The organism is Streptomyces sp. NPDC030296 (assembly GCF_055572815.1).
In genome coordinates this window covers 646,843-665,322 of record NZ_JBVICQ010000002.1, presented here as the reverse complement: position 1 = coordinate 665,322, position 18,480 = coordinate 646,843, and the positions used below count along the sequence as shown (strand labels likewise).

The following is an 18,480-nucleotide window of genomic DNA, read 5'->3' as shown; positions in this document are numbered from 1 at the left end:
GATAGTGCCTTCTGGGCTTCCCCCAGGAGCTTGTGAGAAAGCAAATTCAGTGAGGCGCGTTGATGTAAGGGACGAGCATGTGCTGCGTTTAGCTGATGTCCTCGACATTGTCCCAGACGGATGATGCATCGTGCTGAGGCAGGTACTCGCTCAGATAAAGTTCGGTTCGCTCCTCCAGATTTTCTTCGTGCAGCCAGAGCGACTCGCATTCCGGACACATAAAGAAAATGAATTTCAGGTCTTTTGTTCTGTATTTTCTGATCCAGTCCTGTTCGCAGTGAGGGCATGGAATCTTTCTCATCTGGGCCAACTCCTCGGGAAAGCGGTGACTAATTCATTTCCGTGTTCGGCTGTCGCCTTCCCCAGGCTTCATCAACGGTTTCCATGACGCCCATGGACCCGGTATTGAACATCCTGTGCATGGGATTTGAGGGGTTCTCGCGAGCGTGTCTCATGACATGGAGAATGCGATGCCCCCTCTGCGGACCCCGGGCCGTAATCCAAGCCTGCGGGTGGCCGATGCCAATTATCGCCCAGATCTGTGAGGTCATAATCTGGGGAAAGCCCGAGATGATCGGTGAGCTGGCGGGCGGTTTCGGGGTCGTAGTGGGCTCGAAGTGGGAGACGCCGTGGTGCCGTCGGCGGTCGTGCGCTGGGCGAGGTGGTCTTCCATCGTCCACTCCAGCCGGGTTGCCACACCCGATCGGGTCAGTGACAGTGACGGGTCTGCCGAAGGGGTCACGTTCGTAGCGGATGACCGCGCCGAGGGGGGCGTGATGCCCAAGGGGGGCCAGCGTGGTTGCGACGTCACTCTTTCGGGAACGGGACATGCTGCAGGTGCTGGAGGATGAGGTCGATATCCGATAGCGCCCTGGCACAAAATTCGTGGTCCTGAGTGTTTATGGAGTGGACAACGTTGGCGAATGCTGGGCTTTCGAGCCCATGTGCTTCGCGCAGAATCCGGGTTGGAACCAGGAGCCAATTTCTTCTTGTCCTGTCGAGTGTCCATTCGACTTCTGTTGGCAGTCCTGCTACGGCATCTTCGATGAGGCGTGCGACGTCTTCTTGGGTAGATGTGTAGCGCCACCCCATATACGGTACCTGTGGGTATCCATACACAGGGTTTTTCTCCGCAGGCAGAGAAAACCAGGCGAGTTCTCCAAACCTGCTGAGTGCTTGCATCGCACGCGCGCTGCGGGTTGACATTATCAGATCCATTCAAACCATTACCAGAGAGGGCCAGAGTACCCTCCGTCTTGGATGATCAGCTTCTTGCCGGGGTTCAGCAATCGGATGGCTCGTTCGTAGTCGCCGTACGGAATTGGATCCGAACGCATTGCCGGATCATATACATATCGCCCATCCGTATAGACGTCATGATAGCGATATTCCGTCACTGCTTGTCCTGAATTTTCAGGGATGTTGATGGCGGGGTCGTTGCGTGTAGTGAAATTAATGATTTTCCCCTCCCCTCCAGTTTCTCGGAGGATGTATGCCGCGATCTCGGAACAGTCGATGTTCCCACCGATCGGCGCGGATCGCATGGCTGTGGTCGCTGCTTCGCTGGCCGGGAAATTCGGATTCGGCTCTCTGAAATCAAATATGTCTCGGCCGTTTTCGCCTTCAGGGTAATCTGGCGCAAGCCCGAGAGAATCAGATCGCGTATGAGGGTTGTAGACGTAGGAGACAGGGTTGGGGGCAGGCGAGAGCCCGAGGGGGTCTGGGGTCAGATAGCGGGCCGACTCGGGGTCGTAGTGGCGGAAGTAGTTGTAGTGGAGGCCCGTCTCGGGGTCGAAGTACTGGCCGGGGAAGCGGAGAGGGGTGTAGGCGGTGCTGTCGGCCGCCCAGGCCGTTGTGCCCCACAGCGTGCTACGGGTCCGCCACGCGATCTCGCCCTCCTCGTCGACGAGTTCGCTCGGCGTGCCCACCAGGTCCGTGACGATGGCGAAGAAGCGGGAGTCGATCTCCTCTTGGGGAGCGTCTGCCGCCGTTATTCGTTCGGTCTGGGTGATGGGGCGCAGGCCCTGGTGGTCCCAGGTGAGGGTGACCGGGTTGGGCAGGGTCGGAGATGTGGTGGTCTGCTCGCAGAGTGTGGTGCCATCCCAGGTGAAGACGACGTGCTCGACCACCGTTTCGCCGTCGTCCGCCAAGCGGAGTTTCGCCGTACGGCGGCCCAGCGGGTCATACGTGTACCGCCAGCGCGTGCCGTCCGGGGTCGTCACGGACGTCAGGCGGTCCTCGGCATCCCACTCGTACCGCCAGGTGTCCGGTTTGCGGGACAGGCGGGTCTTCTGGCGCAGGGTGATGCGGCCCAACGCGTCGTGTTCGTAGCGGACGCCTCCCGCGCGGGTGATGCGGGTGCCTGTGTAGGCGCGGAGGCCGGTGGCCTCCTGACCGGGGTGGTCCGGCGGCCAGGACGCCGAGGTCTGGTTGCCAGCCTCGTCGTAGGCGTATGTCTCGGTCCAGTTGGCCGCGTGGACGGCCGTCACTCGGCCTGCCGCGTCGAGGTCGAAGCGGCGGGTACCGGAGAGTCGGTCGTCGATGCCGGTGAGGTTGCCGTCGGCGCGGTAGGTGTACCCGCGGTGTTGGATCGGGCGGCCGGATGCGTCCGTGACCGACTGGGTGGTCAGGCGGCCCACGGAGTCGAATGTGTGCGCCAGGGTGACCGTCTCGCCGATGCGGCGGGTCAGCTCGCGGCCGGCCTCGTCGTAGGTGAAGTCGATGGTGTGGCCCGCGGCTGTCATCCCCGTGCGGCGGCCCGCCGCGTCGTACGTCCAGGTCGTCGTCACGCCGGTCGGCGTCGTGCGGCCTGTTCGGCGGCCCAGATCGTCATACGTGTACGTCAGCTCGCGTCCGTCGACCGTCTCCGAGCGCACCCGGCCGAAGCGGTCGCGCAGGATCGTCAGCGTCGTACCGTCCGGGCCCGTTGCCTGGGCGAGTTGGTCCGTCATGTCGTACGCGTACGTCGTGACGTCGCCCGCCGCGTTCTTGCGGACCAGCCGGCCCAGGGCGTTGCGTTCGAACGACACCACCTGGCCGAGGGCGTTCGTGCGGGACGTCAGGCGGCCCGCCGCGTCGTGTGCGTAGGTGAGGGTGCGGTCGTCGAAGTCCGTCTCGGCGATCAGCGAGCCTGTCGGGTCGTACGCGTAACTCCAGGTCAAGCCCTGTGGGTTGGTGACCTTCGTCAGCCGCAGCTCCAGGTCGTACGCGAACTCGTGGCGTACGCCGTCCGGGCCCGTGCGGGCCGTCAGCAGGTCGAAGTGGGTGTACTCGAAGCGGGAGACGCCGCCCATCGGGTCGGTGTGAGTGGTGCAGTTGCCCTCACCGTCGTACGTCCACGACTCCGTGGTGCCGTCGGCGGCCGTGCGGCGGGCGAGGCGGCCTTCCACCGTCCACTCCAGCCGGGTCACCGCACCCGTCGGGTCCGTGAGGGTGACGGGTCTGCCGAAGGCGTCACGTTCGTAGCGGGTGACCGCGCCGAGGGGGTCGGTGATCTCCAACGGGAGACCGGCGGGGTCGCAGCGGACGGTAGTCGTGTGGCCGAGGGGGTCGGTGACGGCGGTCAGGCGGCCCGCGTCGTCGTAGGCGAAGTGGGTGGTGAGGCCGGTGGGGGCGGTCACCGATGTGCGGTTGCCACGTTCGTCGTACGTCTGGCGGATCACCGTGCCGTCCGGGTTCACCACCCGTGTCGGCAGGCCGAGGTCGTTGTACTCCGCTGTCGCCTCGCGGCCGTCCGGGCGTGTGACGACCGTGGGGTTCCTGGACTCGTCGTAGCGGAACGTGGTCGTGTGGCCCAGGGGGTCCGTCAGGGACAGCAGGCGGTTGTAGCGGTCCCGTTCGTAGCGGGTGACCGCGCCCAGGGGGTCGATGTCGGCGACCACCTGCCACGCCTCGTTGATGAGGAAGCGGCGGGTGTGGCCCTCGCCGGTCGTGGTGGTCGTGACGCGCAGGCCCGTGTCGGGGTCCGTGTCGTCGTACGAGACGCGCAGGGTCATGTGGCCGTCCGTGCCGCCCTCGGCGATACAGCGGTCCTGGTCGTCGTAGTCGTACAAGTAGGTGGAGTCGTTGGTGTCCGTCCAGGAGGTGACGCGGCCGGCCTCGTCGTAGGTGAAGCGGAGGGGGAGGCCGGAGGAGTTGACGACCTCGGTGAGGTTGCCGTCCGTGTAGCCGTAGCGCTTCAGTTCCTGACCCGTCGTGGCCAGGTGGAGGGCCGTGATCCGGCCGGCCTCCGTGGTGACGCGGACGTCGTATCCGGCGCTGGAGACGATGCCGAGCGGGGTGCCTTCGGTGTCGTACTCGAAGGTGAGCCAGTTGCCGTTGCGGTCGTCGATCTGTTCGAGGACGGCGAGATTGTCCCGGCGGTCGGTGAAGTGCCAGGTGCGGCGCGTACCGGGGTCGGTGACTGTGTAGCCGCCGTCTTCGCGGGCCAGGGGCCAGCGGGGGCCATGACTCGGCAGGGTCGGGGCGCCCGGCGCGGGGTGGGGATAGGCGAGGAGCAGGCCGTCCTCGGTGACGAAGATGACGCCCTCGGAGTCGATCTCCAGGCGTTGGTCGACGGTGGAGGACCAGGACGGGCCGAACCACTTGCCCAGGTGGTAGCCCGACTCGACGCGGCGTCTGAACACCAGAGGAAGGGCACCGGGCAGCGTCACGTCTGTTTGTGGGAGGTACATCCGGCCGGTGGCGAAGTCGATCGGGTCGGAGCCCCGCGACTCCACCGCGTCGGGCTGACGCGAGTCCCGGCCGGGAGCGTCGCTGACCCTCTCTCGCGCCGGCATCTCCGGCTTCCTGCCCGACTCGAGCACGTCCTCGACGGTGTGTCTGACCGTGCCTTTGACGCCGCCCGTCGCCACTCCACGCGCTGCCCCCGCCCCCTTTGTCCCGAGGAGGTCGAGGACGACGCGGCCCCCGAACTCGGACGGGTCCTTCTTGGCGGACTGCCAGGCATCCTTGAGAGCCCGGTCGGGGTGGGCGACCGTCGATGTCAGCCCCGCCAGGGTCATGTTGACGTTCTGGTAGTACTCGGCGGGGTGGGCGAGGTTGTACGGATCGAGCGCGTTCATGCCGCGGCCGAAGTTGATGATGCCCGCGCCGCCCTTGACGACGCCTCCGACGACATGGGTGAGTTCCACGGCCGATGACGCACCCTGGTCGACGAAGTTGGCGGCGAGCTTGAGGGCGGGCGGCAGTTCGGCGGGGGCGTGTTCCAGGGCTGCCTTGACCGAGGTGGTGGCGGTGCGGGCGGCCTCGTTGCGCTGGCGGCGGGCCTCCTTGAGGAGTTCGTGGGCGCGGGCGATGTCCGCCTTGCCCGGGTCGCTGAACTCGGCCGGCTTGGGGCCGGGGTCCTCACCCGCCTTCACCTTCGCGTTGTACGCGTCGACCTTGTTGTTGTACGCCTCCACGGCCGCCTTGGACGCTTCCATGCCCGCCTTGTAGGCGTCGATGGCGTCCTGGGCCTGGCCCTGGGCCCACTTGACCGTGTCCGCGTACGAGTCGAGCGCCTTCGCGGCCTTGTCGCAGGCGTCCGCCGCGTGCAGCCACTTCTTGGGGTGCATGGCGAACTTCTCGCGGAAGGTGTCGGCGGCCTGGCCCTTCCAATGGGAGGAGTCCAGCTTGCGCATGCCGTCGCCGACCTTGTCGAAGGCCGTGTGGAAGTCCTTGAGGTGCTTGGCGCTCTCCTGGATGCGGCCGACATTGCCGTGGATCAGTTCGTTGGCCTGCTCGGTCTCCCCGAGCTGCTGTTCGCCGGGGGTGGCGCCCAGGGCGGAGGCGGTGCTGTCCCCCCAGTCCTCCACCTTGTCCGCCGCCTGGTGGAGACCCATCTCGTCCAGGCGCTTGCCGGCGTAGTCGGTGCCCTCGTCGATGGCCCTGCCGACGACCTCCTTGCCGTCGTCGTAGACCTCTTCTGCCTTGCCGACGACGGTGTTGGCGGCACCCTTGAGCTTGTCCTCCACACCGTCCGGGATCCAGCCGCCCATCAGCTGCCGTCCCCGCTCCGCTGCTGTCCCTCGGCCTGGGCCGCCTGCTCGCGTTCCTCGCCGGAGGGGCCGTACAGCTGGTCGAGCGACGCCTCGTACTCCTGGTCGGTCATGCCCATCGCCTTCTGCGGGTCGAGGGGCCCGTTCTCGAGGAGGGGCGACGTCATGACATCACGCTGGGTGTCGTTCCATGCCTGGTCGGTGTTCTTCTGCGCGCGCTCCCAGGACTCCGCGCTCCAGTCGGAGGTGGCGAACATGTGGTTGTCGCCGATCTCGTCCCAGGACATCCGGCTGACCTGGTCCTCGCTGAGGTGAGGGTTGCCCATGACGGAGTTCACCGCGATCTTGAAGGTGCCGCCGATGTACTGGTCGGTCTCGTGGAAGGTCCCCGCCGCCAGGCCCACCGCGTCCGCGAAGGCGCTGCCCTCCAGGATCAGCGTGCGAACCCCCCACTCCCAGCGCTCACAGAACGCGTCGAGCGCCGACGTGAGTCCGCCGTGCCCCAACTCCAGTCCGGACAGCGCCAGGTCGGCGAAGCCCCGGCCCACGCTCGCCTCGCCGACCATGCCGAGTTCACGAAGCTCCGACATGGCCAGGTTGATCCCCTCGGTGATCAGGGCGAGGCCCTCGACCTGAAGGTCCTTGCCCTCGCCTCCGGCGCCCCCTCCGCCGTCGCTCATCGAGTCAACTCCTCCCCGTTCGGGGCAATCCCGTTTGTGTCGTTCGTGCCTGTTTCCACGTCCGCGTCCAGCGCCGCCGCGTCCGGCACGATCCCCATGACCGGCGGGAACAGTGCGCCCTGACCCTCGGTGCCGACGTCCAGCGCCACCCCGTACGGCACTGGCATCGCCGGGATCGCCACATCCAGCAGCCGGGCGCCCAAGACACGGTCGTAGGCCCACTGTCGTGTTCCTTCGCCCCTTGCGATGGCGAACCGGGCCAGGGAGGGCTCGTCCGAGAAGGCGTAGATCCAGCGGATACCGCCGAATTCCCCGGTGAGCGGGTCGCCGTCCGCCGACAGGGGCACCAGGACCGCCGTACGCCGGAACTCACCGAGCAGAGCGGCGGCTTCGCGCCGACGACGACGGTGGTGGATGGCGGCCTGGTCAGTGGCAGGCTGCTCAGGAGCGGCGTCCGGAACGGGTTGACGAGGGGGCCGGGGAGCGGCTTGGGCCGGCTCCGCCGGGGCGGTCGGCTCCAGGTAGTCGTAGATCCTGGACCGGCGCGTCCCCTCCGCCGCTCCACCGCCTCCCCCATGATCAGACATGCGCGCGATCATCGCATCGACGCACTACGAGCTGCAACGCCGAAGTCTTTGCCGCAGGGATGGGTCACTTGCGCCCGGCGCGGTCGGCACGCTGCACGTCTTGCTCGAGAGGGCAGCAGGTGGATGCCCGCCTGCCTACTCGTCGGCGGTGCCGGACCTCGCGCAGCGACTCCTCGGCGCGGACCACCGTACGGTCCTCGCGGCCCGCTCCAGGGCAAGGCGGGGGCACTGTTCCGGAGGGGCAGGCACACCGAAGCCGAAGCGGCGCTCCGCGCGGTCAGTGTGATCCGGATCGCGCGGTCCCTTCCCGCGTGATGCTCAGCGTGCGGACGTTCTTAGTATTGGCACGTCGCGCGTATCGCCGCCTACCCGTATTTCCGGATTCTCCCCTACGATCTGGACCGGTGGCCGGCCTTGAACCGGGGTGGCGGATCGCACCACGTGGGCGAGTCGGTTTGCCCCACCGGGCATCAAGGGGAGCGCGGGCACACCGAAAGAAGCGAAGGGCGAAGGGGGATGGGCCGTGTTCGGCTCAGAGCTTCACGACGACCACGCGGTCGGCGCACAGCTTGCGCATGTCGTCCTCGTCCGACGTGAACACGGTGACCGGGCCGGGCTGCCGGAGGGCGACGGCGGCGAGGGCCGCGTCGATGGCGTACTTGTGGCCGTGCAGGCCCGTTTGCTTGAGAAGGCCGGTGGCCTCCCTGCCAATTTCCTCCGTCACCGACTCGACACGGATCTTGGAGAGAGCCCAGTGCCACTTGGGGTGGGAGCGCGTGGGGTCGTAAGCCTCGATGAGGGTCATCGAGGTGGTGACGACCGGGATGCCGGCATCGTCGGCGTGCCTCAGGTAGGCGCCCATGCGACGTTCCCCGCGCATCCACCGCGAAAGTCCTTCGCTGTCGAGTACGTACACCCGGTTACCGGTCATGCGGCATCGCGGTTCTGCTCGTGCGGCTGCTCACTTACCTCGCGGGCGCCGTTCCGCTCAGCGTGCTGCCGCTCAAGGTCGCGATGCTCGGCCTCGACCTCGGCCAGTTCCGCCTCGGTGATCTCCCCGTACTCGGACTCCCACCACTGCACGGCCTCGTGCAGCCGCTCCTGCTCCCGTCGGCGCTCTATGGCCTGCGTGACGTAGCGGCTGAAGCCGCCGGGGCCGACCTCGGCCCGGATGGCCTCGGCGAGCTCCTCGGGAAGCGTCACGGTGTACTTCTTCGTTGCCATACCATCGACCATACCGAGAGCCTGATCGGGCAGCCAGCCAGCGACGGACATCCCACACGATCGAGTACAAGCGGCGGCGGAGGCCGCCAGATGGAGAGCGTGACCGGTAATGGCCCAGCAGCCGCCCCTCCTCCGCGATGTCATCGACATCAAGGAGTCCATCTCCACCTCGGACTTCGTGCTGTCCCTCGCCGAGGCGACGACACCCGAGGGCGCCCAGCACGCGCTCAAGGACTACGTCGTCACCGAGCGGCTGCTGGAGAACTTCGACGAGGCGCTGGCCCTCATCAAGTCCGCGCTGGACGGGCACCGCTCCAAGGCCGCGTACCTGCACGGGTCCTTCGGTTCCGGTAAGTCGCATTTCATGGCCGTGCTGTACGCGCTGCTCAGCGGCAATCCGGCCGCCCGCTCCCGCACCGAGTTCGACCCGGTGCTGACCAAGCACGAGTGGCTCAGCACGGACGGCAAGAGGTTCCTTCTCGTGCCGTACCACATGCTCGGCGCGAAGGCCCTGGAACAGCGCGTACTCGGCGGGTACGTGCACCATGTCAAGAAGCTGCACCCGGAGGCCCCGACCCCGCAGGTGTACCGGACCGACTCTCTCTTCGCGGACATCCGCGCCATGCGCGCCAACATGGGCGACGAGGCCGTCATCCGGGGTCTCGGCACCGGCGTGGACGACGATGACGAGGACGAGTGGGGCGAGGGCTTCGCCTGGACCCCGCAGCTCCTCGACACCGCGCTCGCCGCCGAGGAGAACCACGAGGCGGGCACCGCGCTCAACCTCACCAACCCCTCCACCCCGGCCGAGCTGCGGGCCAAGCTCGTCAACGACGCCGGCACCACCCTCCTCCCCGGCTTCACCAGGAACGCCGCCGAGGACGAGCACGGCTTCATCTCCCTGGACGCCGGTCTGTCCGTCATCGCCGAGCACGCCAAGTCGCTCGGTTACGACGGGCTCATCCTGTTCATGGACGAGCTGATCCTCTGGCTCGCCACTCTCATCCACGACCAGAAGTTCGTCGCCCGCGAGGCCAGTAAGATCACGAACTTCGTGGAGGGCGGCGACGCCCGCCGCGCCATCCCCGTCGTGTCGTTCATCGCCCGCCAGCGCGACCTGCGTGAGCTGGTCGGCGAGGAGGTGTCGGGCGCGGCCGAGTCGTCCATCCAGGACACCCTGAACCTGGCCTCCGGCCGGTTCGACAAGATCACCCTGGAGGACCGCAACCTCCCGCAGATCGCCCACGCCCGCCTCCTCAAGCCCAAGAACGACGAGGCGGCCCAGCAGGTCGACGCGGCCTTCGAGCAGACCAAGCGGGTCGGCCCGCAGGTCTGGGACACCCTCCTCGGCTCGGAGAAAGGCACCACCGGCGCGGACGCGGAGTCGTTCCGGCTGACGTACCCGTTCTCGCCGGCATTCATGGACACCCTCGTCCACATCTCGTCCGCACTGCAGCGCTCTCGCACTGGTCTGAAGCTGATGGGCCAGCTCCTCGCCGACCACCGCGACGAGCTCCGCCTCGGACAGCTCGTCCCTGTCGGCGATCTCTACCCGGTGATCGCGGAGGGCGGCGACAAGCCGTTCACCGACAGCCTGAAGGTCGTCTTCGAGGCCGCCGACAAGCTCTACAGGACCAAGCTGCGGCCCTACCTGCTCAGCGCGTACGACATCACCGAGGACGACGTCGAGCAGTACCGCAACCGGCCCGAGTCCCTCACCGACCCGAAGCGGCTGGGCGGCTGCCGGATGTTCGTCGGCGACAACCGGCTGGTGTGCACGCTGCTGCTGTCCGCTCTCGCGCCCAGCGTCCCCGCGCTGTCCGAACTGACCATCCGTCGGCTCGGCGCGCTCAACTACGGGTCGGTCCTCGCGCCCATCCCGGGCGCCGAGGTCGGCATCATCAAGAACAAGGTCGCCGAGTGGGCGGCCAGGTTCCCCGAGATCAAGGAGACCGGCACCGACGCCAACCCCGGCGTACGGCTGGAGCTGTCCGGGGTCGACGTGGACTCCGTCATCGCCAACGCCCAGGTCAACGACAACCCCGGCAACCGGGTCGCGCTCGCCCGCCGCCTGCTGTCCGAAGAACTGAGCGTCGAACATGGTCAGTTGAGCGACCAGCTCAGCTTCACCTGGCGTGGCACCGCCCGCACCGCCGAGATCGTCTTCGGGAACGTCGCCGACGAGGACGAGCTGCCCGACCACGACCTGATGCCGCAGGAAGAGGGCCGCTGGCGCATCGCCATAGACCTCCCCTTCGACGAGGGCGAGTGGGGCCCGGTCGAGGACGTCAACCGCATCCGGCGGCTGCGTGAGCGGCAGCAGGGTGAGCGGTCCCGTGTGGTCGCCTGGCTGCCGGCCCATCTGTCGGCGCAGCGGTTCGCCGACTTCCGGCGCCTCGTCGTCATCGACAAGGCCCTCGCCGACGAGCACCGCTTCGACACCCAGTACGCCGGCCATCTCAACGCCGACAACCGCAGCCGCGCCAAGGGACTCCTCGAAACCCAGCGCGAGGCACTGCTCAAGCAGGTCAGGGGTGCCTTCAAGCAGGCGTACGGACTCGCGCAGAAGCAGGCCGCCGACGTCGTCCCCGACTTCGACGACCACCTCGTCGCGCTGCCCGACGTCGACGGCCTCACCCTGTCCTTCGGGCAGAGCCTGCACGACGGCATCCGGCATGTCGCGGGCAGGCTGCTCGCCCACCAGTACCCGGCCCACCCCGACCTCGATCCCGACGCCACCGGCACCGCCGTGAAGCCCGCCGACACCAAGAAGGTGTTCGCCCACGTCCGTGCCGCCGCCGAGGCGCGCGACGGACGGGTGGAGGTCCCGGCCGCCGACCGCAGGCTCATGCAGCGGATCGCCGGGCCGCTGCGGCTCGGGCAGCAGAAGGAGGCGTACTTCGAGCTGTCCCGCTACTGGGCCGACCACTTCCGGCAGCTCGCCAGCTCCCAGGGCGTCACCGGGGACCTGTCCCTGATCACGCTCACCGACTGGACCGACAAGCCCGACCCGCGCGGCCTGCCCGACTTCCTCGCCCGGCTCGTCGTCGCCGCCTTCGCCGAGATGGACGACCGGGTGTGGGTGCGCGTCGGCACCGTCCTCGACCCCGCGCCCGAGCTGTCCGCGATCAAGGACCATGACGCGCTGCGCAGCCAGCCACTGCCCGCCGAGTCCGACTGGGACACGGCGCGGCAGCGCTTCGAGACGATCTTCGGGCAGAAGGCTCCCGCCCTGCGGCGCGGCCGGATGGTCAACCAGTTCGCCCGCCAGATCATCGAGGCCGCCCGCGCCCACCGGGACCACACGGCGGACCTGGTGCACCAGCTGGAGGCCCACGCCGCCTTCCTCGGCCTCGACCAGACCGCCGACACTGGACGGCTCCCGCTCGCCCGCCGCTCCCTGGAACTGCTGGACGCCCTCACGGCCGAGGCAGGCAAGGGCGCGGCCGGGGCGAAGAAGACCGTGGAGGCCCTCGCCTCCTTCGACCTGGGCGAGACCAGCGCCGACCGGTACGGCACCTCCATCAAGCAGGCCCGCAGCGTCGCGGAGGCCGTCGCCTCAGCGCCCTGGAGCACCCTCGAACTCGCCGCCGGACTCGGCCCCGAGGGCGCGGCCCTGCTCGACTCGCTGCGCAACGTCGCCCGAGACGACCAGCGCACCGCGGACCTGCGTGACGCCCTGGCCCGTACGCAGCGCGAGGTCGTTGCCCTGGTCAAGCGAACCCAGGCCGCGGCCCAGCCGCCCGCACCGGTCGTGCAGCCTCAGCCCACGGCGGGCGACCTGTCCCTGGACACGCCGACCAGCGACCCGCGCATCCCGTACGCCCCGCAGGAGAACCCCACGCCGGCCTCCTCCGGCAGCGGCACCGCCCGCACGTCCGGTGGCCGCCGCACCACCGTGGCCCGGGCCGCCGCCGACCTTCAGGCGGAGCTGTCCGAACTGGCCGCCCGCCACCCCGACGCGACCATCGAGATCACCTGGAAGGTCGTCGAATGACGGACACCGCCACCGTCGCCCCGGGCGCCGTGCGGCTGAACACCGCGACCGTCACCCAGTACCTGTCCTCGCAGTCCTCCCTCGCAGCCTCGCTGACACGAGATGGCGGGGGCAGGCGCCGGGTCGTGCTGCTGCGGTCCGCGCCCCAGTGGGACGGTCCCACGGAACCCGCCTGGGCGGAGGGACGGACGGCCGGTGTCGCGGTGGCGCCCTCGCCGCTCGCCGTCCATGAACTCGTCCTCGACCACCTCGCGGGCCGCAGGCCCGGCCCCGCCGTGCTGGTCGTCCTCACCGACCGCGAGCAGCACGAACTCGACCCGGCGATCCTCGCGCGCGTCCACAAACTGCGCATCGACACCGTCGACAGTTGGGACGTCGTCCGCGAGGCGTTCGGCGCCCGTCAGATCGACCCGCGCCTGAAGGACGTCAACTGGGCCGCCGAAGCCCTGCTCGACGCCACGCCCCCCGGCGGCTGGCCACCCGTGCCCGGCGGCTGGCTGTCCCGTCAGTACGCGCTCACCGCGCTCACCCAGCGCCGCCTGCGCCTCGGCCGATACGACACCGAGGGCGGTACACGGCGCCCCGGTGACGACCGGCTCGACGCCCAGACCCTGCTGCACTGGTCGACCCGCCCTGGTGCTCCAGAGCGACTCCTCGGGCTGCGAGGACCGGAGCGCGCCGGGCTGACCGCCTTCCTCGGCGAGGAGGACCAGGCCGGCCTCGCCGGACGCGCCCTGCTCGCCCTCGTGGACGCCGAGCGGGGCGCGGACGCCGCCGCCTTCGGGCTCGTCTGCGCGGCACTGTGGCAGCACGCCGAGCCCGCCCCCGGGACGTACCAGGCCCGGGGCCGCGCCGAACGCTACTTCGGCGACCAGCCCCCGGCGGTCGGCGAACAGCTCGACGCCCTGGTGACCGTCTTCGGCCGGGCTGCCGAGGAATATGTCACCACGCTGTTGGCAGTCGGACACCGTACCGGTGGCGGCGACGGGGACCAGGTCCGTGAGGCACGCCGGACGTCCGGCACCGTGCTCGACCGGGCGGCCGCGCTGGCGCGCCAGTTCGGGGCGGAACAGGCCGTCGCGGCGAGCCCCGTCCTGCGCGGCGGACTCGAGGCACGGTTCACGGCCGTCGGGCGGGCGCTCGCGGCCGGTGACAGGGGCGCGGTGGCGGACGCCGTCCGGCGCCTGGCGGACCACCGGCTCGCCGCCGAACCGCAGGAGTCCGCCCGTATCGAACGTGCCCGCATGGGACAGCGCCTCGCCCGCTGGCTGCTGACCGACACGCCCGCCGAGAGCCCTACGGTGGCCGACGCCATACAGCGTCACGTCGCCGAGACCGGCTGGGTCGACCTCGCTCTGGAGCACATCGAGGCAGGCGGCGACCCGGACCCCGTCCTCAAGACCGCCTACGACACCCTCGCCGCACGCGTCCGGGACAGGAGACGGCAGATCGACGCGTTCTTCGCGCGTTCTCTGGCCGCCTGGACGCAGGCCGGCACCCAGCCCGGCAGCATGCTCACCGTCGAGACCTTCCTCGACCGCGTGGTCGGACCGGTCGTCCGGCGCGGGGAGCAACGGCGGGTACTGCTGCTCGTGCTCGACGGCATGAGTGCGGCCATAGCGAACGAACTCGGCGAGGAACTGCGCCGTTCCTGGGCCGAGTTCGATCCGCTGCCCGAGGGCGCTCCGCAGCGTCGGGCGATGGCCGCCGCCCTGCCCACCCTGACGGCGGTGTCCCGCACCTCACTGTTCGCGGGCACGCTGATGAAGGGCACCCAGGCCGACGAGAAGCGGCTCTTCCCCACGCTGAAGCTGTGGGGCGGCGCCCCGGCCAACGTGTTCCACAAGGACGACCTGCGCGGCGAGACCGCGGGCGACACCTTCGGCCCGATGCTCACGGAGGCAATCGCAGACGGCCGGACGCATGTCGCGGTCGTCCTCAACGCCATCGACGACCGCCTTGCCAAGGAACAGAAGCTCGGTGACGGGACCTGGCGGGTCGACGACGTGCCCGGCCTGCGGGACCTGCTGCGGGTGGCGGCGGCCCAGGGCATGGCCGTCATCCTCACCAGCGACCACGGCCACGTCGTCGACCGGCACGGAAGGAAGGTCGACGCCGCCGCCGAGCCCGCGTCCGCCCGGCACCGCCTGCCCGCCGTCGGTCGCCTCGCCGACCGGGAGATCACCCTCACCGGACCGCGCGTGGTGTGGCCCGAGCCCGGCGCGTCCATCGTGGCGCTGTGGGACGCCGACTCCCGCTACACCGCTCTCAAGGCCGGCTATCACGGCGGGGCCTCGCTCGCCGAGTTCACCATCCCCGTGCTCGCCTTCCTGCCGTTCGGGGCGGAACCGCCGAAGGAGTGGCGGGAGCTCGGCGACCAGCGGCCCCTGTGGTGGGCTCCGGAGGAGGTGGGGAGGGCACCGCTGCCGAGTGAGGCCACCACTCAGCTGCTCGTGGGGGCGACTCCCTCTGCGCCGAAGAAGCCGTCGGGGAAGTCCCAGAAGCAGCAGGCGGAGCTCGCGCGCACACACGAGGCGCTCTTCGACGTGGAGCTGACCACCGGGGGAGACGATTCCCTTCTCACCCCGACCCTCGTCTCCCGGACGGAGGCGCTGGTGACGGCCCTGCTCGGCTCGGAGACGTACCAGGGACAGCTCGGGGGTCTCGCCCGCAAGCCGCAGCAGGAGCAGGTCCACAAGGCGCTCGCCGCCCTGCTCGACGCGGGCGGCACCCTCCCCGTGACCGCGGTCGCCCAGCGCGCCGGCATGCCGGTCACCCGGGGCGACGGTTTCGCCGCCGTCCTGCGGCAACTCCTCAACTACGACGGCGTGCAGGTACTGGAGATCCTGCCGGACGGCCGTACTCTGCGACTTCATGAGGCACTGCTGCGCGAGCAGTTCGCCCTCGGGGCGAGCTGAGAACATGGCTCGGGGCGCCTCGGACGTTGGCCTGAGGCACCCCGAGCGTTCCACCCGCGTTGCTGCTACCTCATGACGCGAACGCCCTCAGCACCTTCGCGAAGGTAGTCAGCTCGTCGATCATTTCCGGCGGAAGCGGCTTCTCGTCGAAGTGGGCGATCCGGTTGCGGATGTCCTTCACCCGCTTCAGCAGGCCGATGAACTGCTCCCGGGGCATGTTGGGCCACTTCAGGGCCTCCCAGTTGCGGTCGGCCTGTTCGGCGAAGGACTGCCTGGTCTGGTCGCCGTCCAGCAGTCTCAGGTAGTCGCCGAACATCAGGTCCGACACCTGGCCGGTGCGGTGCTCCGGCCTCTTGTTCGTCTGGACCGCCTTGATGGTCTCCGCGTCCAGAGCCGCGCCCAGGCAGCGGCGCAGCAGGGACTCGATGTCGCCCACGATGAAGAAGGGGCGTGCCGCCCCTTCGAAGCGCTCCGTGACGTCCGCGGCGGTGACGATGCCCGAGAGGCAGCCGTCGTCGCCGCGGACGAGCAGATAGCCGTGCTCGCGGATGACGGGGAGGGCGGCGAAGAACTCCTGTCGGGCGTCGGCGACGGGCAGAGAATCCTTCTCCATCGCGTTGTCGAGGGTGGCCTCCTTCCCCGCCTCGTACATCTTCGCCACAGAGCCCCACGTGACAACGCCGTGGACCTGCGCCATGCCGGTGGTCACCGGGATCTGGGAGAGGCCCTTCGTACGCATCAGAAAGGTCGTCTGGGACAGGGGCGTGCCAGGGCCCACGGACACCACGCCGCGCCGCGCGGACGGGATGTCGCCGAGCAGCAGCCGCTGGGGCAGGGCGTGCGAGGGCAGGGCCTCGTCCGTCGAGTCGGCCTCGTCGTCCGCGTCGGTCGGCGTGCGCTGTGCGGGAACGGCCGCCAGCGGCACGACGTCGACTGTGGTGCGCAGAGCGCACACGGCGAAGTCCGGCAGCGTGGTCAGCCCGGCGTCCGTCAGGGCCTGCGAGATCCGGTGCACGGTCCGGTGGTCGCGGACCCTGACCTGGAACAGGTCGAGAATCTCCTGCACGGACACGGTCCTGCCCTTGAGCGAGGCGAGGTCCGGCTCCTGCGGCCTGGTCATCATCGGGCGTCGTCCTCCGGCAGGTCGCGGAGCATCGTCTTCTTGCCCATGGCGGAGTGCACCAGGTCCTGCAACTGCTTGGAACGGTCGCGGTAGAAGCGCTCGTAGTCGTTCTCGCGCAGGGCGTCCGGATCGATCAGGTGGGTGGTCAGGACATCGTCGAACCACTCGGGACGAGTGTCGGACGCGGCGATCATCGTGGACACGTACGACGACGGCGCCCCCGTCATGACCATGGCCGCGCGGTACGACAACGGGGTCTTGTTCACGATCGAACTCGTGGGCAGTCCCTGGCTGTTGCCGCGCCGAAACCACGTCTTGGGGAAGATCTGCCGGATATCGACGCCGTACTCGTCCAGCCTGCCGGGGCTGAGCGGGGCGTCCGTGTGATGCCAGTCCACCGCCCCCTGCTTGATCAGCAGGGCGTAGATCCCCTTGTAGGCGGCGCTGTTGCGGGTGGTGAGGGTGTCGAGGCGGTCGGCGAAGAAGAACGCCTCGGTGACCGTCTCGGGTGCCCTCTCGTCCTGCGCGATCCAGGGGACGAGCTGCTCGACGTCCTTGGTGAAGCGCGTCTCCGTGGAGCCGCCGTACATCTCACCGAGCACCCCGCACCAGTACCACTGCTCGATCTTCTCCTCCGCCCCCAGACCGTCCATCGTCGTGTCGAGGATGGCGCGGACGGCTGCCAGCGGGACCAACTGCGTCTTGTACGGCAGGTCGGCCGGGCGGACGATGCACTGCCGTTCCAAAAAGTCGCCCACCCAGGCGAAGGCGTCGGCGAGCTTGGGCGCCAGACGGACGAAGTCGGCCAGGGGGAGGTCCAGCAGGTCGCGGCGCTTGCAGGACACCGTGGCCCCGAGGCCCGCCTGCTTGCGCTCCCAGGTGCGCACCAGGGCGATGGCCTGCAGGAAGTCGATGCTGCTCAGCCCGTTCTCGAGACCGCTGTCGACACGGCCGAAGACCGGGTACTTGCTCGCCAGCGCCTGCTTGATCTCCCGCCACACTTCGGGAAGCTGGTAGTAGTCCCCGGTCTGGTCCACATAGTCGCGGTCCCCGGCGTATGTCGCGGTGAGCAGTTCGAAGACGTTCAGGGGGACGCCGCCCGTGTTGACCCGCTCGAAGACCGCGCAGACGGCGTCCATGGAGGTGGAGGCGCCCAGCCGGATCATCGGGACCTGGAAGGCGCGGACCTGCTGGAGGACCGCTTCGTCGAACTGGCCCCACAGGTCCCAGTTCCGGTCCTCGTCGGCCTTGATGTACGCCTTCTTCCACTCGTTCACGCGCTGGGCGTCGAAGACGAAGTGGAGCGGGAAGAGGCCGGCCGCGCACTCGGCCTCGGTGCTGCTCAGATCCAGCACCACGGTGCGGTTGAAGTCCGTCCTGAGCACCTTGTCGGCCGGTACGGACACGATGGCCTCGTCGCGGTCGGCGGACGGGCCGACGGCCTTCGCGATGTCGACGTAGTACCACCGCTGGATGGGCTTGCTCCGGGAGTCCGCCGTCTCCACCGGGGCGTCGAGCCACAGGGCCTGGAAGAGGGAGGTGAGGCGCTGCTGTCCGTCCAGCAGCAGGAGGTCGGCCTCCGGGTCCCCGTCCGGCCGCGCACCGGTGAGGGTCCGGGAACGGAACCGGGTGGCGCCGCCGGTCTGCAGCGTCATCACGACGCCCAGCGGGTAATCCAGGGTGACCGTCGCGATGATCGCCCGGATCCGGTCGTCGTCCCATTTCCAGTTCCGCTGGAAGTCGGGCAGTTGTAAGGACCCCGAGGCGACATCCGCCAGAACGTCCTTCAGCTTCACGTTGTCGAGGGCCGCCATGTGACTCCACTTCCACCCTGATACCTGTACGGAGAGTGATTTCATCAGCGCTTTCCAGTGACAGTCAACTGGTTCACCGAACAACGAGATGACCCCAGGGCACCGCCCGGATCAGGTTTCAGGACCGCTGCTCCAGTAGGGAGACAGCGGGCTCGCAGG

Annotated in this window: 9 protein-coding genes; 2 read left to right on the top strand and 7 right to left on the bottom strand. The window is 68.8% G+C overall.

The genetic code is table 11. The features are described 5' to 3' along the window. Window positions 1-1,226 precede the first annotated feature (1,226 nt). The 5 genes from ACZ4Z3_RS06900 to ACZ4Z3_RS06880 form a co-directional block, all read right to left on the bottom strand. On the bottom strand, window positions 1,227-5,978 hold the full coding sequence (locus tag ACZ4Z3_RS06900; RefSeq protein WP_468500011.1) for a putative T7SS-secreted protein: 4,752 nt from the start codon (window positions 5,976-5,978) through the stop codon (window positions 1,227-1,229). Continuing rightward, window positions 5,978-6,658 carry a hypothetical protein gene (locus tag ACZ4Z3_RS06895; protein WP_468500010.1) on the bottom strand — a complete coding sequence of 227 codons (681 nt, stop codon included), beginning with the start codon at window positions 6,656-6,658 and terminating at the stop codon, window positions 5,978-5,980. The genes ACZ4Z3_RS06900 and ACZ4Z3_RS06895 overlap by 1 nt, the downstream gene beginning before the upstream one ends. Then, window positions 6,655-7,245: a hypothetical protein gene (locus ACZ4Z3_RS06890; protein WP_468500009.1), complete on the bottom strand. Its 591-nt coding sequence runs from the start codon at window positions 7,243-7,245 to the stop codon at window positions 6,655-6,657. The genes ACZ4Z3_RS06895 and ACZ4Z3_RS06890 overlap by 4 nt, the downstream gene beginning before the upstream one ends. Before the next feature lie 532 nt (window positions 7,246-7,777). Continuing rightward, complete coding sequence (locus tag ACZ4Z3_RS06885) at window positions 7,778-8,176, bottom strand: hypothetical protein (RefSeq protein WP_468500008.1); 399 nt, start codon at window positions 8,174-8,176, stop codon at window positions 7,778-7,780. Beyond that, window positions 8,173-8,469, bottom strand: a complete 297-nt coding sequence (locus ACZ4Z3_RS06880; RefSeq protein ID WP_468500007.1) for a hypothetical protein — start codon at window positions 8,467-8,469, stop codon at window positions 8,173-8,175. The genes ACZ4Z3_RS06885 and ACZ4Z3_RS06880 overlap by 4 nt, the downstream gene beginning before the upstream one ends. A gap of 109 nt (window positions 8,470-8,578) precedes the next feature. Here ACZ4Z3_RS06880 and pglY point away from each other — a divergent pair, with 109 nt between their 5' ends. Both pglY and pglZ read left to right on the top strand, forming a co-directional pair. Continuing rightward, complete coding sequence (gene pglY / locus ACZ4Z3_RS06875; RefSeq protein WP_468500006.1) at window positions 8,579-12,466, top strand: BREX-2 system ATPase PglY; 3,888 nt, start codon at window positions 8,579-8,581, stop codon at window positions 12,464-12,466. After that, a complete protein-coding gene (gene pglZ / locus ACZ4Z3_RS06870; RefSeq protein ID WP_468500005.1) occupies window positions 12,463-15,384 on the top strand; it encodes a BREX-2 system phosphatase PglZ in 2,922 nt (973 codons plus the stop codon). The genes pglY and pglZ overlap by 4 nt, the downstream gene beginning before the upstream one ends. 70 nt (window positions 15,385-15,454) lie before the next feature. Here pglZ and ACZ4Z3_RS06865 read toward each other — a convergent pair whose 3' ends face one another. Together ACZ4Z3_RS06865 and ACZ4Z3_RS06860 are read right to left on the bottom strand one after the other, a co-directional pair. After that, entirely contained in the window at window positions 15,455-16,507 is a 1,053-nt protein-coding gene (locus tag ACZ4Z3_RS06865) for a CBS domain-containing protein (protein ID WP_468500004.1), read from the bottom strand. After that, the gene (locus ACZ4Z3_RS06860; protein WP_468500003.1) at window positions 16,504-18,321 is read right to left on the bottom strand and encodes a GmrSD restriction endonuclease domain-containing protein; all 1,818 of its coding nucleotides are present in this window, start codon (window positions 18,319-18,321) and stop codon (window positions 16,504-16,506) included. The genes ACZ4Z3_RS06865 and ACZ4Z3_RS06860 overlap by 4 nt, the downstream gene beginning before the upstream one ends. Window positions 18,322-18,480 lie beyond the last annotated feature (159 nt).